This is a genomic window from Streptomyces alanosinicus, assembly GCF_014650595.1.
In the GTDB taxonomy this organism is placed as follows: Bacteria; Actinomycetota; Actinomycetes; order Streptomycetales; family Streptomycetaceae; genus Streptomyces; species Streptomyces alanosinicus.
Genome location: NZ_BMVG01000003.1, coordinates 334,718 through 346,876, shown reverse-complemented (window position 1 = coordinate 346,876; position 12,159 = coordinate 334,718). Strand labels below are relative to the sequence as shown.

The following is a 12,159-nucleotide window of genomic DNA, read 5'->3' as shown; positions in this document are numbered from 1 at the left end:
CTGTGGCCGATCTCAACGACCCTGAGATTACGTGCTCCTGGGAGTCCGGTCGGCGTGCCTTTCATCAAGAATCAGTTACGAAGCGAGCGCTGTCCGTGCACAACTGATCGCAGATCGAAGCCAATCGGTGATCCGTGGCCCTTGACTGGTGGAGAACTGGCTGGATTGGATCAGTGGGTGACTTCCACCAACCGCATCAGCAGGTCCATCCGGAGAAACCGAGGCGCGGCGGTGGTCGCCCTCGCGGCGGCCACGGCTCTGCTGGCGGGCTGTTCCTCCAAGGGCGATTCGTCGGGCAACCCCCTGACGGACGACGGCAAGGCCGCGGACGGCACCGTCGTCGTCGGATCCAACAACTTCCCCGAGAGCACCCTGCTCGCCGACATCTACGGCGAGGCCCTCAAGGCCAAGGGGATCAAGGTCACCTACAAGCCGAACATCGGCAGCCGCGAGACCACCTACGGGCTGATCAAGAACGGCTCCATCAAGGTGCTGCCCGAGTACAACGGGGCGCTGCTGGCCTACCTCGACCAGAAGGCGAAGCCGAAGACGCCCGAGGCCACCACGACGGCCATCGAGGCCAAGCTGGACTCCAAGCTGACCCTGCTCAAGCCGGCGGCGGCGCAGTCCAAGGACTCGGTCACGGTCAACGCGGCCACCGCGAAGAAGTACCACCTGACCGAGAAGTCCTCCATCGCCGATCTGAAGGACATCGCGAAGGACCTCGTCATCGGCGGCTCACCGGAGTTCCAGACCCGGCAGCAGGGCTTGGAGGGCCTGAAGTCGGTCTACGGCCTTCAGTTCAAGTCGTTCCGGGCGCTGGACGCGGGCGGCCCGCTCACCCAGGCGGCGCTGAAGAAGGACGCCGTGCAGGTCGCGGACATCTTCACCACGGAACCGACCATCTCCACGCAGAAGTTCGTCGTGCTGCAGGACCCGCAGAACCTCTTCGGCTTCGAGAACGTCCAGCCGCTCGTCCACAAGAACGCCCTGCCGCAGAAGGGCGTCGACGCGCTCGACGCGGTCTCGGCCAAGCTCGACACCGCGACCCTGCTGAGCCTCGACACCCAGGTGCAGGCCCAGAGCAAGGACCCGCTGGACGTCGCCAAGACCTGGCTGAAGTCCGCGGGCCTCGTCTGACGCCCGCTGCCATGTGAGATTTCCGCACCGACAGCCGTGGTGGTGGAAGAAATCCTCAGGTGCACCGCTCCTGGTGGAGTCGGTCCGTCCTGTCCTCGCACGCTGGCCCGGGGCCGCTTCCGGTCCCGTGGCAAGCGTCGAGAGGGACTCCATGACCACGCACCCCACGGCTGTCGCCGCCCACCGCGGGCGTTGGCCCGCACTGGCCGCCCTGCTGCTCGGCGAGGCGATGAACCTGCTGGACGCGACCGTCGTCCAGGTGGCCGCGCCGGCCGTCCACGCCGACCTGGGCGGGCCGGTCGGTGACATCCAGTGGTTCGCCGCCGCCTACACCCTGCCGTTCGCCGTGCTGCTGATCACCGGCGGGCGGCTCGGGGACATCGCGGGCCGGCGCCGGATGTTCCTCCTCGGCGTCACGGTGTTCACGGCGGCCTCGGTGGCCTGTGCCCTCGCCCCGGCACCGGGCCCGCTCATCGCCTTCCGGGCCGTGCAGGGCGCCGCGGCCGCCCTGATCGTTCCGCAGACCATCGGGCTGATCAAGGCGATGTTCAAGGGCGAGGAGACGGCGAAGGCGCTCGGCAGCATCGGGCCGGTGATGGGCCTCGCCGCCGTCTGCGGACCCGTCGTCGGCGGTGTGCTGACCCACGCCGACCTGTTCGGCTCGTCCTGGCGGTCCGCGTTCCTGGTGAACGTGCCGGTGGCCGTGGTGGTGCTGGCCCTCGCCCGGAACCTGCCGGAGGACCGCGCCCCGCACCGCCCGGCCCTCGACTGGCCCGGCACCGCGCTGGCCGCACTCGGCACCGGGCTGCTGGTGCTTCCGCTGATCGGCGGCGATCTGCGCCAACTCCCGCTGCGCGACTGGCTGTCGCTGCTCGCCGGGCTGTTCGTGCTGGCCGGCTTCGCCCGCCGGCAGCGCCGTACGGCCCGCCCTCTGCTCGAGCGCAGCCTGTTCACGCGGCGCGGCTTCCCCGCCGCTCTCGTGACCTCCACGGCGTTCTTCGCGGTCACCAACGGACTGACCGTCGTGGTCGTCCTCCAGCTACAACTCGACGCGGGAACAGGGGTGTTGGCGGCCGGACTGAGTCTGCTGCCCTGGTCCGCGGGGCTCGCCCTGGCGTCCTGGTGGGCGGGCTCGCGGCTGGTGCGGCGGTACGGGCGCCGGGTCATGCCGTGCGGGCTCGGGACGCTGCTGGCCGGACTGCTCGCCGCCGTGGCCGCCTACCGGACGACCGCGCCGGGCCACTACCCGCTCGCGCTGCTGCCCGCCCTCGCCCTCGTCGGCCTCGGTGCCGGCCTGTTCACCCCCGCCTTCTTCACCCTCGCCCTGCATCCCCTGCGCCCGCACGAGACCGGCTCGGCGGCCGGCGCCCTCAACGCCGTCCAGCAACTGGGGGCCACGCTGGGGGTGGCGACACTCGGCAGCGTGTACCTGTCCGGCACGGGAGGGCACACACCGCAGACCGCCTGCTGGGCGGCGGCGGCCCTGCTGACGGTGGCGTGGGCGGCGAGCAGGAGAGTGGGGGCGGAGGAGAGGCCGTAAGCGGCGGCGCGCTCTTTGCGCCGGGTGGGCGTACGGCTTCAACGGCCTAGGGTGTTGCGCCCTAGGGGAGGAGCGTGCGCGGCCTGAACACCCCCGCCGGACTCCCCGCCTTCAGCGTGCGCAGCACCGGGCTCGTCTCCAGCGCGTCGATCTCCCGCAGCGCACCCAGCCGTCGGGTGAGGTACCGGTGCAGATCGGCCGGGTCGCGGCACAGGGCCTGCGCCACCAGGTTGGTGCGGCCCGTCGTCGCGGCCACGAAGGCCAGCTCGTCATGGCCGGCCAGGGCGAGCGCGACCCGCTCCAGGTCCGCGGGGCGCACCGACAGCCACAGCAGGGCCTGAGTCCGGACGCCGAAGAGCGCCGCGTCCACCTCCACGTCGAAGAACAGCGCGCCCGTCGCGCGCAGTTCGGCCAGCCGCCGGGCCACGGTCGTGGGCGACCAGCCGGTCGCGTCGGCCAGCTCCCCCTGTCCGGCCCGGCCGTCCCGCGCCAGCACGGCGAGCAGCTCGGCGTCCTCCCGGCCCGGTTGCCGTATCCCGTCGGTGTCATGGACGTACTCCGGGCCGGAGGGCGCGGACGGGCCGGGCGGCTCCCCGTCCCCCGCCCCGGCCGCGGGCGTCCGGTACTCCAGCGCCCGCTGCTGCCTCTCGTCGAGGGCCTCGGTGCGGCCCCGCCAGCCGGCGGGGCCGCCCAGATAGGTGTGGAGCAGGCAGTGCGCGGAGACGGCGGTGATGCCGCCGGTGCGCGGGATGTCGCGCAGCAGGAGGGAGCCGGGGGAGGCGTCCTCGGCCGGGGCGTGGATCACTGCCGTGATCTCCGTGCCCCCGGACGTCAGCTTCACCCAGGACGTGTCCGGCCGCCGCACCAGCGCGCCGGCGATGTCCTGCGCCGAACGCGCCGTCGCCGTCAGCCGGACCAGCCACTGCGCGCGGCCCGTCCGGTCCGGGGCGGTGAGGCCCACCACGCGCAGCCCGGCCTCCGTACGCAGCCGGCGATATCGCCGGGCGACGGTCTGCGCCGAGACCCCGAGCACCTCGGCGATCCTGCTGAACGGCGCCCGGCCGTCCAGGTGCAGGGCATGGATGAGGGCACGGTCGAGATCGTCGAGCATGCCCCCATCCTCGCGCGGTACGGCACCGATGGGTCCGTCGGCTCAGAGGTCGAACTCGTGCGGCGGCAGGTCCAGCGTGTAGCACGCCTCGCGGACCACGGCCTGCTCCGTCTTGTCGAAGTCGCCGTCCGCACCGCCGATCACGATGCCGATCTGGACCACGGCCCGCGCCTCGGCCGGCTTCTTCTTGGCCTTGGCGATCTCCTGCAGCACACTCACCTTGCCGAAGGCGAAGTCGGTCGTCAGCTTGTTCAGATTCTCCTCGAAGCGGCGCCTGAGGTCGTCCGCCGGGAAGTTCTGCAGCACCTCGTTCGTCGCGATGAGCTGGGCCACCCGCTGCCGCTCGGACGGGTCGACGGTCCCGTCCGCCGCGGCCACGAGCGCGCACATCGCCATGCTCGCGTCGCGGAACGCGCCGCTCTTCAGGTCGTTCTTCTTCGCCTCCAGCTGGGTCTGCATCTGCGACGCCGACTCCTTGATGCGGTCCCACAGGGCCATGCGTACTCCTCGTCATCAACGGCCGGCGGCTTCCCCCAGCACACCGGCGGCAACTTCTACAGCACCGTAGAAACTAACGGGACGGCCGGGAAGTTCCGGCCGACCTAGACTGATTCCCCGCACACAGCCCGAACACCCCATCCGCACCCCACCCGGCCGAGACTCGGCACGACCTACCGGACACGCGCGACCTACCGGACACAGAGGAAACAGAGGAAGACGACAGTGGTGACAGTGCCCGGCACCGGCCATCAGGATCCCTCCGCCGAGGTGCTCACCGAGGCGGCCGCCGCCTTCGGACTGCTCGCCTCGCCCGCCCGGCTGCACATCGTGTGGGCGCTGATCCACGGGGAGAGCGATGTCACCGGGCTCGCCGAGCGGGTCGGCGGCGCGCTGCCCGCCGTCAGCCAGCATCTGACCAAGCTGAAGCTGGCCGGACTCGTCCGCTCCCGTCGCGAGGGCCGCCGCCAGGTGTACTTCGTGGACGCCGCCGGACAGGCCGCCGTCGTCGACGTCGTACGCCTGCTCGTCGGCCGGCTCGCCGAGCGGGACGCGGCCGCCCCGGCGCCGGCCCGCCGCCTCCATGGCCTCTGAGCCGGTGACCGGGACGTCTCTGCAGGTGCTGCGGCGCCTGGAGACCGGTCCGCGCGGACTGACCGACGCCGAGGCCGCCGGCCGGCTCGCCGCCCACGGCGAGAACAGCCCGCCTTCTGTGCGCACCCCCTCCGTGCTGCGGCGGGGCCTCGCCGGTCTGCGCGACCCGTTCACGGCCGTGCTCCTCACCCTCGGCCTGGTCTCCGCGTTCGTCGCCTCCTGGGGCACCGCCACGGTGATCCTCGCGCTGGTCGCCGTCAGCTGTGTGCTGCGCGCGGCCGGGGAACGGCGCGCCGACCGCTCGCTCGCCGCCCTGCGCGAACTGGTCACCGGCACGGCCACCGTGCTGCGCCGCACCGACGGCGCCGCCGCCCCGCGCACCCACGAGGTCCCGGTGGCCGACCTGGTCCCCGGCGACGTCGTACGGCTTTGCCCCGGCGACCTCGTCCCCGCCGACGTACGACTGCTGCGCAGCCGCGCGCTGACCGTGCGCGAGGACACGCTCACCGGCGAGTCCGCACCCGTGCCGAAGGAGGCCGCCGACCGGCCGGAGCCGGATGCCGAGTCCGCGCTGTGCTTCCAGGGCAGCGCCGTCGTCGCGGGCAGCGCCACCGCCGTCGTCGTGGCGACCGGGCCGCACACCCGGTTCGCCGCCGCCGGGCGGACGGCCCCGCCGCGCGGACCGAGCGCCTTCGACCGGTCCGTGCACGGCATCGCCTGGGTGCTGGTCCGGTTCATGCTGCTCACCCCGCCGCTGGTGCTCATGGCGGGCGCGGCGGTGCGCGGCCGGGGCCTGGAGACCCTGCCGTTCGCCGTGGCGGTGGCCGTCGGGCTCACCCCCGAGATGCTCCCGGTGATCGTCACCACCTGCCTCGCCCGCAGCGCCGCGCTGCTGGCCCGCACCCGCCGGGTCGTCGTACGGCGGCTGCCCGCGCTGCACGACCTCGGCGCGATCGACGTGCTGTGCGTGGACAAGACGGGCACCCTCACCCAGGACCGGCCCGTCGTCGCCCGCTCCCTCGGACCCGACGGCCGGGACGATCCGGAGGTGCTGCGCTGGGCGGCCGCCGGCGCCTGGTGGACCCTGCAACTGGCCGAACTGCCGGCCCCCGACGCCCTCGACGAGGCCCTGCTCGACCTCGTCCAGGACGCCGGCGAGGAGTACGACGGGCTCGCCGCGCTGCCCGTCGCTCCGGGGCGGCGCCTTGCCACCGCCGTGGTCGCCGGCCGGCTCGGCCACCATCTGCTGATCACCAAGGGGGCCGCCGAGGACGTCCTGGAGCGCTGCGAGCTGCCGGCCGCCGAGCGGGCGCGGCTGCTCGCGCTCGCCGCGCGCGAGGCCGAGTCAGGGCAGCGTGTGCTGGCCGTCGCCACCGCCGACCGCCCTGGTCGCACCCGCCCGTACACTCCGGCCGACGAACGCGGCCTCACCTTCCGCGGCCTGGTCACCTTCCACGACGAAATCGCCCCCGGCGCCGCCGAGTCCCTGCGCACCCTCGCCGGCCTCGGCATCCAGGTCCACCTCCTCACCGGCGACCACCCCGCGACCGCGGCCCGCGTCTGCCGGGAACTGGGCCTGGAACCCGCCGATATACGCACCGCGACGGCACCCCCGGACAAGGCCCCGCACACCACCGACTCCACCCCGGCCGACACCACCGTCACCCGCCTCGGGGCGGACGAGGCAGGGGAAGGCGATTCAGGGGCCGGTGAGGCAGGGGTCGGTGAGTCCTGGGCGGGCGGGACAGTGGGTGGTGAGACACGGGCTGGCGCGGCAGGGGTCGGAGGGGCTGGGGCCGGCGAGACACGAGGCGGCGAGTCCTCGGCCGGCGATGCAGCGGTCGGAGGGTCCTGGGCCGGTGAGGCAGGGGGCGGTGAGACCGGGGCCGGCGTGGCAAGGGGGGGTGGCTCCGGGGCCGGTGGGGCAGACGGCAGCGGTGGTGTGTTCCCTGCCGAAGGCACCGTGGTCGTCGCCCGCTGCACGCCCGAGGACAAGGCCCGTGTGATCGCCGGGCTGCGGGCCGCCGGGCACACCGTCGGCTTCCTCGGGGACGGCGTCAACGACATCGCCGCGCTACTCGCCGCCGACGTCGGGATCGCGCCGCGCGGGGCCGTGGCGGTCGCCCGGGAGAGCGCGGATGTCGTGCTCGCCGAGAAGGACCTCACCGCCATCGGACACGCCGTCACCGCCGGCCGGCGCAGCAGCGCCAACATCGCCGCCTATCTGCGCGTGACCCTCTCCTCCAACCTCGGCAACGTCCTCGCCATGCTCGCCGCCGGACTGCTGCTGCCCTTCCTGCCGATGCTCCCGGTCCAGGTGCTCGCGCAGAACCTGTGCTTCGACGCCGCCCAGCTCGCCTTCGCCCACGACCGCCCCGCTCCCCGCGAACTGCGCCGGCCGACCGTGCTGCGGCCGCCCGCGTTCCTGCGGTTCATCACCGGCTTCGGCGTGCTCAACGCGTTCGCCGACCTCGCCACCTTCGGCGTCCTCGCGCTCGCCCTGGACGGTCCCGACGCCCTGGACGACGAGGCGGTCTTCCACTCGGCCTGGTTCACCGAGAACCTGCTCACGCAGGCACTCGTGATGCTGCTGCTGCGCGACGGCCGGCGCCTCGCGCGTGGCGGCCGGCCCGGACCGGTCGGCTGGGCCGCCGTCCTGCTCGCCGTCGTCGGACTCGCCGTACCGCCCAGTCCGCTCGGCGCCGCGCTCGGCATGACCGCCCTGCCCGCCGCGTACCACCTGCTGCTCGCCGCCGTCCTCGGCCTGTACGCGCTGGCACTCACTGTGGCGAAGGTCCGCTCCGAAGTCTGACCCAGCAGGTTGTACAGTTGCGCAAGACGGCAAGCATTCATGAGAAGGGGGCGGCCATGCTCCGCAACGGACTCGAGCCCTGGCACCTGTTGATCGTCGCGGTCGTGTTCCTCGTGCTGTTCGGATCCCGCAAGCTCCCGGACACCGCGCGGGCGCTCGGCAAGTCGATGCGCATCCTCAAGAGCGAGGCGAAGGCGATGAAGGACGAGAGCGCCGCTCCGGGCGAGGGGGCCTCGACCGTGGAGCCGTCGCAGGTCCTGCGGGCGAGCGAGGTCCGCACGACGGCGGACGCGGGTACGACCCGGCAGCCGGCGGCGCCCACGTCCGCCGAGCCGCCGGTCACCGCGGGCTGACAGCGGGAGCCGATGGGCGCCGCGCGTGGCACTGCGGCGCCCGGCAGACCGCCGCGGCACTGCCCGGCGACGCCGGTCGAGCTGCTGTGTGCTGCCTGGTGGTGCTGGTCGGGCCGCTGTGTGCTGCCCGGTGGTGGCGGTCGGGTCGCCGTGTGCTGCCTGGTGACGCTGGTCGGGCTGCCGTGTGCTGCCCGGTGGTGCCGCCGTGTGCTGCCCGCCGGTGCCCGTCAGGCCGCCGTGCTGCCTGCCGGCGCGGGTCAGGCCGTCGTGCCCTCCGCCCCCTCGGCCGGCGCGGCCGGTGCCGCCGCCCTCGCCTGCCTGCGGCGTTCGCGGAGGCTGACGCGCGGTTCCTGGTCGGGGAGCCAGCCGAAGGCGAGGCAGCTGCCGGTGACGCCCAGTAGCAGGCCGACGAAGAAGCCGCCCAGGTTGGAGGTCATCCAGGTGCCCAGCGAGACCAGGACGCCGGTGATGGAGTAGAAGAGCCGCTGCGCGGGGTTGAACAGGACCAGCAGACCCAGCAGCGCCATCAGCGTCGGCAGCAGATAGCCGGCGAGCCCCTGCATGCCGATGTGCATCACGACCTTCAGCGAGGCCTTCTCGGTCAGCAGGATCTCACCACCGGCCAGGGCGAGCAGCAGCCCGCCCCAGAACGGCCGGCGGGCCCGCCAGCCGCGGAACGCGGCCCGCGCTCCCTGGCGTGGACGCTCGGACACCGCTCTCAGCAACCCGAGCCGCTGAAGCGGAGCTTGAGGCCGGGAAGCTTGAACACCCCTGCTGTCGTCGCGTAGTTGGTCTGCCGCAGATGGGCGATGCGCACGGTGTCGGCCTGCTGGCTGAAGACCCCGATCGGACCCTTCACGCCCGCCTTGGTCAGCGTGCTCGCGTCGTTGCCGATCTCGATGTTGTTGAACGCCGCGTCGCCGGACAGCTGGGTGGAATCGGTGGCCAGGTCGCTCGCCGTCACCTTGGTGGCGCCGCTGCCCGCCGTGATGAGCAGGTTGGTGCCGCCGAGGTCGACGCTCTGGCACAGATGGTCGAGCGTGGCGTTCTTGATCGCGGAGGTGACGACGAGCTCCTGCCCGCCGGTGTCCCCGGCGTTCGGGCTGCCCTCCGCCATGTTGTCGAGGCCGCCGAACTGCTCGAAACCGGTTCCGTCGAGTTCCGTCGCCGTGACCGTGAACGGCATGCCGGAGATCGCGAACTGCACGCCGAGCGCCCCCTGCGCGGTGAGGACCGCGAGGGTGGCGGCAACGAGGGTGGCGGGCACCGCCATCACCGCGGCCCGGCGGGCCCGGACCCGGCCCCGTCGCTCGCCGCCGGTGGCGGTCCCGGCGGTCTGCGGCGCTTCGGAGGGTGAACCGTTTCCCGGGTTCTCGGGGGTGTTGCCGGCGGACGGGACGTCCGGGGACGAGGCCATGTCTGCTCCCATGGGCATGGATCAATGCGGGTTGGGCTTCAGCGGCGCGATGTCCTGGCGCGGACAGCGACCGTCGCGTACGCCTCCTCGCACCCCGGCGGAGCAAGGGCTTTCTCGCTACGCGACAGTAGCCTTCCGAGCAAGTTACCGCCGGTTACTTCGGAGGGTCAAGGGAGATGTGAAAAAAGGGTGTCGGATGTGCCCGGACCGCGACCTGGACCCGCAACTCCCTTGAAACGCCTTGACGTTGACGCTTGATCAGGTCTACAACTTGCCCTGCTTCACGGATCCGTGGCGCCGGATCCGACGAGCGGCACCGGCCGCGATTGCCGGCCCTCTCATGTCGGCCGCTCACCTCGGCTCGCGGAAACCGTTCTCTCCACCGCGGCCGCGCACGGCCCATTCCCCCAGGCCGTGCCCGCCCGCCTCCGCCGGCCCGGCCGAAGGCCTTCCCTCGAGGTCTTCGGCCGGTGCCCGGTCCGCCGCCGTCGCCGGTCCGTCGCGTACGGAGAAGGCACAACGGCCCGGCGCCGGCGGCACCGCACCCCCTCCCGCGCGCCTCGGTGCCCTGCCGCACGGCCCCCGTCCGCCACCCCCCACCCCACCTCGTCCGGACCCCACCCAGGAAAGAGGCACCCGCATGCGTACGCGCTCCCTCCTCGCCCTCGCCGGCACCGCCACCGCACTCGCCCTGGCGGTGGCCGCCCCGGCCTCCGCCGACGGCAGCGCCGTCCTGACCACCGGCAGCGCGGGCGGCACCGCCGCGGCGACCGGCGACACCCTCATCGCGCCCCTGGCCTCCGGCACCTCCGCCACGCTCTACTCCAGCGCGACCGGCACCAGCGGTGTCACCTGCACGTCCTCTCAGTTCACCGCCAAGGTCACCGGCAACCCGACCGCCCCCGGTACGGCCACCGAGTCCGTCACCGGGCATACCTTCGACGCCGCGTCCTGCACCAGCAACGTCCCGGGTGTCACCGGCGTCAGCAGCATCACCGTCGACAACCTGCCGTACACGGCGACGGTCGCCTCCGCCGGCACCCTCACGGTCTCTCCGGCCAGCGGCTCGACCATCCAGACCACGGTCAAGCTGAAGACCCTGCTGGGCAGCATCACCTGCGTCTACCAGGCGCCCTCCCTCACCGGGAAGGCGGACAACGCCGACAGCAGCATCAGCTTCACCAACCAGCAGTTCACCAAGTCCTCCGGCTCGTCGCTGTGCTTCGCCAACGGCTACTTCACCGCCAAGTACGCACCGGTGACGGACGGCGGTGCCCGGGTCTACGTCAACTGAATCGTTAGCTGAACCGACAACTGCACCGATAACCGAACCGATAACCGAACCGACAACTGAACCGACAACTGAACCGACAACTGAACCGATATGACGGCGAGTTCACGGCCGTCGTAGCCGCGGAACCTGGGCGGCGCCCCCGGTGCACACCAGCACCGCGGCGGCGCCGCCCGTCGGCATGTGCGCCGAGGGCCCCGAGCCCGCGCCACGCCCGTCCGTGCCGTGCCCGTCCACGCCACGCCCGTCCGTGCCGTGCCCGTCCACGCCGTGCCCGTCCGTGGTGCGCGCGTCCGCGGCCTGCGCCGCCCCCGGCTCCCGCCCCCGCCCCTTCTCGACCTCGCGTCGACGCCGCCGGGCGGAGCGGCGCATCGGTGACGCGGGGGCGCGCGAGCACCGACCGCTTGGGATGTTTCGCGCCTGCTTCGAGGACCCGTTGAGGAGCCGGCGGTCGGCCTCGTATCGTGGCGATCATGGGTCCGGCGCCGTCACCCCGCAGCTGCCGCGAACGGTCGGGCGACGAAGGGGGAACCGTTCTGGTCTTGTCTCTGGTCTCGTCCGGTCTCGCCCCGCCCCAAGGACCGCCGAGGGGCCGTCAGGTGCCGGATCCATGGGTGACACGTGTCGTCATTTCGGCCCGCACCCCAGGGCTCCTGCTGCCGCTCGGTGAGATATCGTGTGCGAGGGGTTAAGAAAAAACCGCATGTCCCGTTCGTTTAGAGCCGCGAGGAGGGGTCCAGGATGGCGAGGCAGTTACGCGCTGAGCAGACCCGGGCAACGATCATCACGGCCGCCGCCGATCTGTTCGACCGGCACGGCTATGAATCAACGAGCCTGAGCGACATCGTCGCACACGCGAAGGTCACCAAGGGCGCGCTGTATTTCCACTTCGCCGCCAAGGAGGACCTCGCCCAGGCCATCCTCGAACTCAACGCCAGGGCTGGGCAACAGCTCGTCGCCGAGGTCGAGAGCCGGGGCTACTCCTCGCTGGAGTCCCTGATGCGCACCACTTTCGGGGTCGCCCGGCTCGCTGTGGAGGACCCGGTGCCCCGTGCCGCCCTCCGACTCGCCACCGCCGACATCGCCGTACGGCCGCCGCTCAGGCACCCGTTCACAGAATGGCTGGAATTCTCGACACGCAAATTCACCGCGGCCGTCCGGGAGTCCGATCTGCACGGCGATCTCGACGTCGGCATCGTCGCGCACTCCCTGGTCTCCTTCTTCGTCGGCACCCGGGTCGCGGGCCGCTCCCTCGAACCGGTCGGACGGCTGCCGCGCCGCGTCGCCGAGATGTGGCACCTGCTGATCCGGGGCCTGGTCCCGGTGCACCGCCGCCCCCGCTACGTCACACTCGCCACGCAGCTGGAGCGGGAGATCAGAACCGCCTGACCCGCGCTATACGT

General features: G+C 72.5%; 12 protein-coding genes. 7 read left to right on the top strand and 5 right to left on the bottom strand.

The window, feature by feature from the left end; genetic code table 11:
* Nucleotides 1–177: 177 nt before the first annotated feature.
* Nucleotides 178–1,140 (top strand): ABC transporter substrate-binding protein, encoded by a 963-nt coding sequence (locus IE277_RS10130; protein ID WP_189950687.1) that lies wholly within the window; start codon nucleotides 178–180, stop codon nucleotides 1,138–1,140.
* A gap of 151 nt (nucleotides 1,141–1,291) precedes the next feature.
* On the top strand, nucleotides 1,292–2,680 hold the full coding sequence (locus IE277_RS10125) for an MFS transporter (RefSeq protein ID WP_189950684.1): 1,389 nt from the start codon (nucleotides 1,292–1,294) through the stop codon (nucleotides 2,678–2,680).
* 61 nt (nucleotides 2,681–2,741) lie between these two features.
* Here the strand turns inward: IE277_RS10125 and IE277_RS10120 are convergent, their stop codons facing one another.
* Together IE277_RS10120 and IE277_RS10115 are read right to left on the bottom strand one after the other, a co-directional pair.
* The gene (locus tag IE277_RS10120; protein ID WP_189950683.1) at nucleotides 2,742–3,791 is read right to left on the bottom strand and encodes an Lrp/AsnC family transcriptional regulator; all 1,050 of its coding nucleotides are present in this window, start codon (nucleotides 3,789–3,791) and stop codon (nucleotides 2,742–2,744) included.
* Nucleotides 3,792–3,833: 42 nt separating this feature from the next.
* The gene (locus IE277_RS10115; protein WP_189950681.1) at nucleotides 3,834–4,289 is read right to left on the bottom strand and encodes a tellurite resistance TerB family protein; all 456 of its coding nucleotides are present in this window, start codon (nucleotides 4,287–4,289) and stop codon (nucleotides 3,834–3,836) included.
* 225 nt (nucleotides 4,290–4,514) lie between these two features.
* On the opposite strand from IE277_RS10115, the gene IE277_RS10110 reads away from it, so the two are divergent.
* From IE277_RS10110 to tatA, 3 genes are read left to right on the top strand one after another with little or no spacing between them, the layout of a single operon-like run.
* The gene (locus IE277_RS10110; protein ID WP_189950679.1) at nucleotides 4,515–4,883 is read left to right on the top strand and encodes an ArsR/SmtB family transcription factor; all 369 of its coding nucleotides are present in this window, start codon (nucleotides 4,515–4,517) and stop codon (nucleotides 4,881–4,883) included.
* The gene (locus tag IE277_RS10105; protein WP_189950677.1) at nucleotides 4,873–7,695 is read left to right on the top strand and encodes a cation-translocating P-type ATPase; all 2,823 of its coding nucleotides are present in this window, start codon (nucleotides 4,873–4,875) and stop codon (nucleotides 7,693–7,695) included. Before IE277_RS10110 ends, IE277_RS10105 begins: the two co-directional genes overlap by 11 nt.
* A gap of 56 nt (nucleotides 7,696–7,751) precedes the next feature.
* Nucleotides 7,752–8,048: a Sec-independent protein translocase subunit TatA gene (gene tatA / locus IE277_RS10100; RefSeq protein WP_189950675.1), complete on the top strand. Its 297-nt coding sequence runs from the start codon at nucleotides 7,752–7,754 to the stop codon at nucleotides 8,046–8,048.
* A gap of 257 nt (nucleotides 8,049–8,305) precedes the next feature.
* Here tatA and IE277_RS10095 read toward each other — a convergent pair whose 3' ends face one another.
* The gene (locus IE277_RS10095; protein WP_189950672.1) at nucleotides 8,306–8,761 is read right to left on the bottom strand and encodes a DUF6114 domain-containing protein; all 456 of its coding nucleotides are present in this window, start codon (nucleotides 8,759–8,761) and stop codon (nucleotides 8,306–8,308) included.
* A 5-nt stretch (nucleotides 8,762–8,766) separates the two neighbouring features.
* Nucleotides 8,767–9,465, bottom strand: coding sequence for a DUF6230 family protein (locus IE277_RS10090; protein WP_189950670.1), 699 nt, complete (start codon nucleotides 9,463–9,465; stop codon nucleotides 8,767–8,769).
* 640 nt (nucleotides 9,466–10,105) lie between these two features.
* Here IE277_RS10090 and IE277_RS10085 point away from each other — a divergent pair.
* Nucleotides 10,106–10,759: a Tat pathway signal sequence domain protein gene (locus tag IE277_RS10085; protein WP_189950668.1), complete on the top strand. Its 654-nt coding sequence runs from the start codon at nucleotides 10,106–10,108 to the stop codon at nucleotides 10,757–10,759.
* 102 nt (nucleotides 10,760–10,861) lie between these two features.
* Here the strand turns inward: IE277_RS10085 and IE277_RS47035 are convergent, their stop codons facing one another.
* The gene (locus IE277_RS47035) at nucleotides 10,862–11,128 is read right to left on the bottom strand and encodes a hypothetical protein (protein WP_229881155.1); all 267 of its coding nucleotides are present in this window, start codon (nucleotides 11,126–11,128) and stop codon (nucleotides 10,862–10,864) included.
* A 369-nt stretch (nucleotides 11,129–11,497) separates the two neighbouring features.
* Here IE277_RS47035 and IE277_RS10075 point away from each other — a divergent pair, with 369 nt between their 5' ends.
* Entirely contained in the window at nucleotides 11,498–12,145 is a 648-nt protein-coding gene (locus IE277_RS10075) for a ScbR family autoregulator-binding transcription factor (RefSeq protein ID WP_189950667.1), read from the top strand.
* The last annotated feature ends 14 nt before the right edge of the window (nucleotides 12,146–12,159 follow it).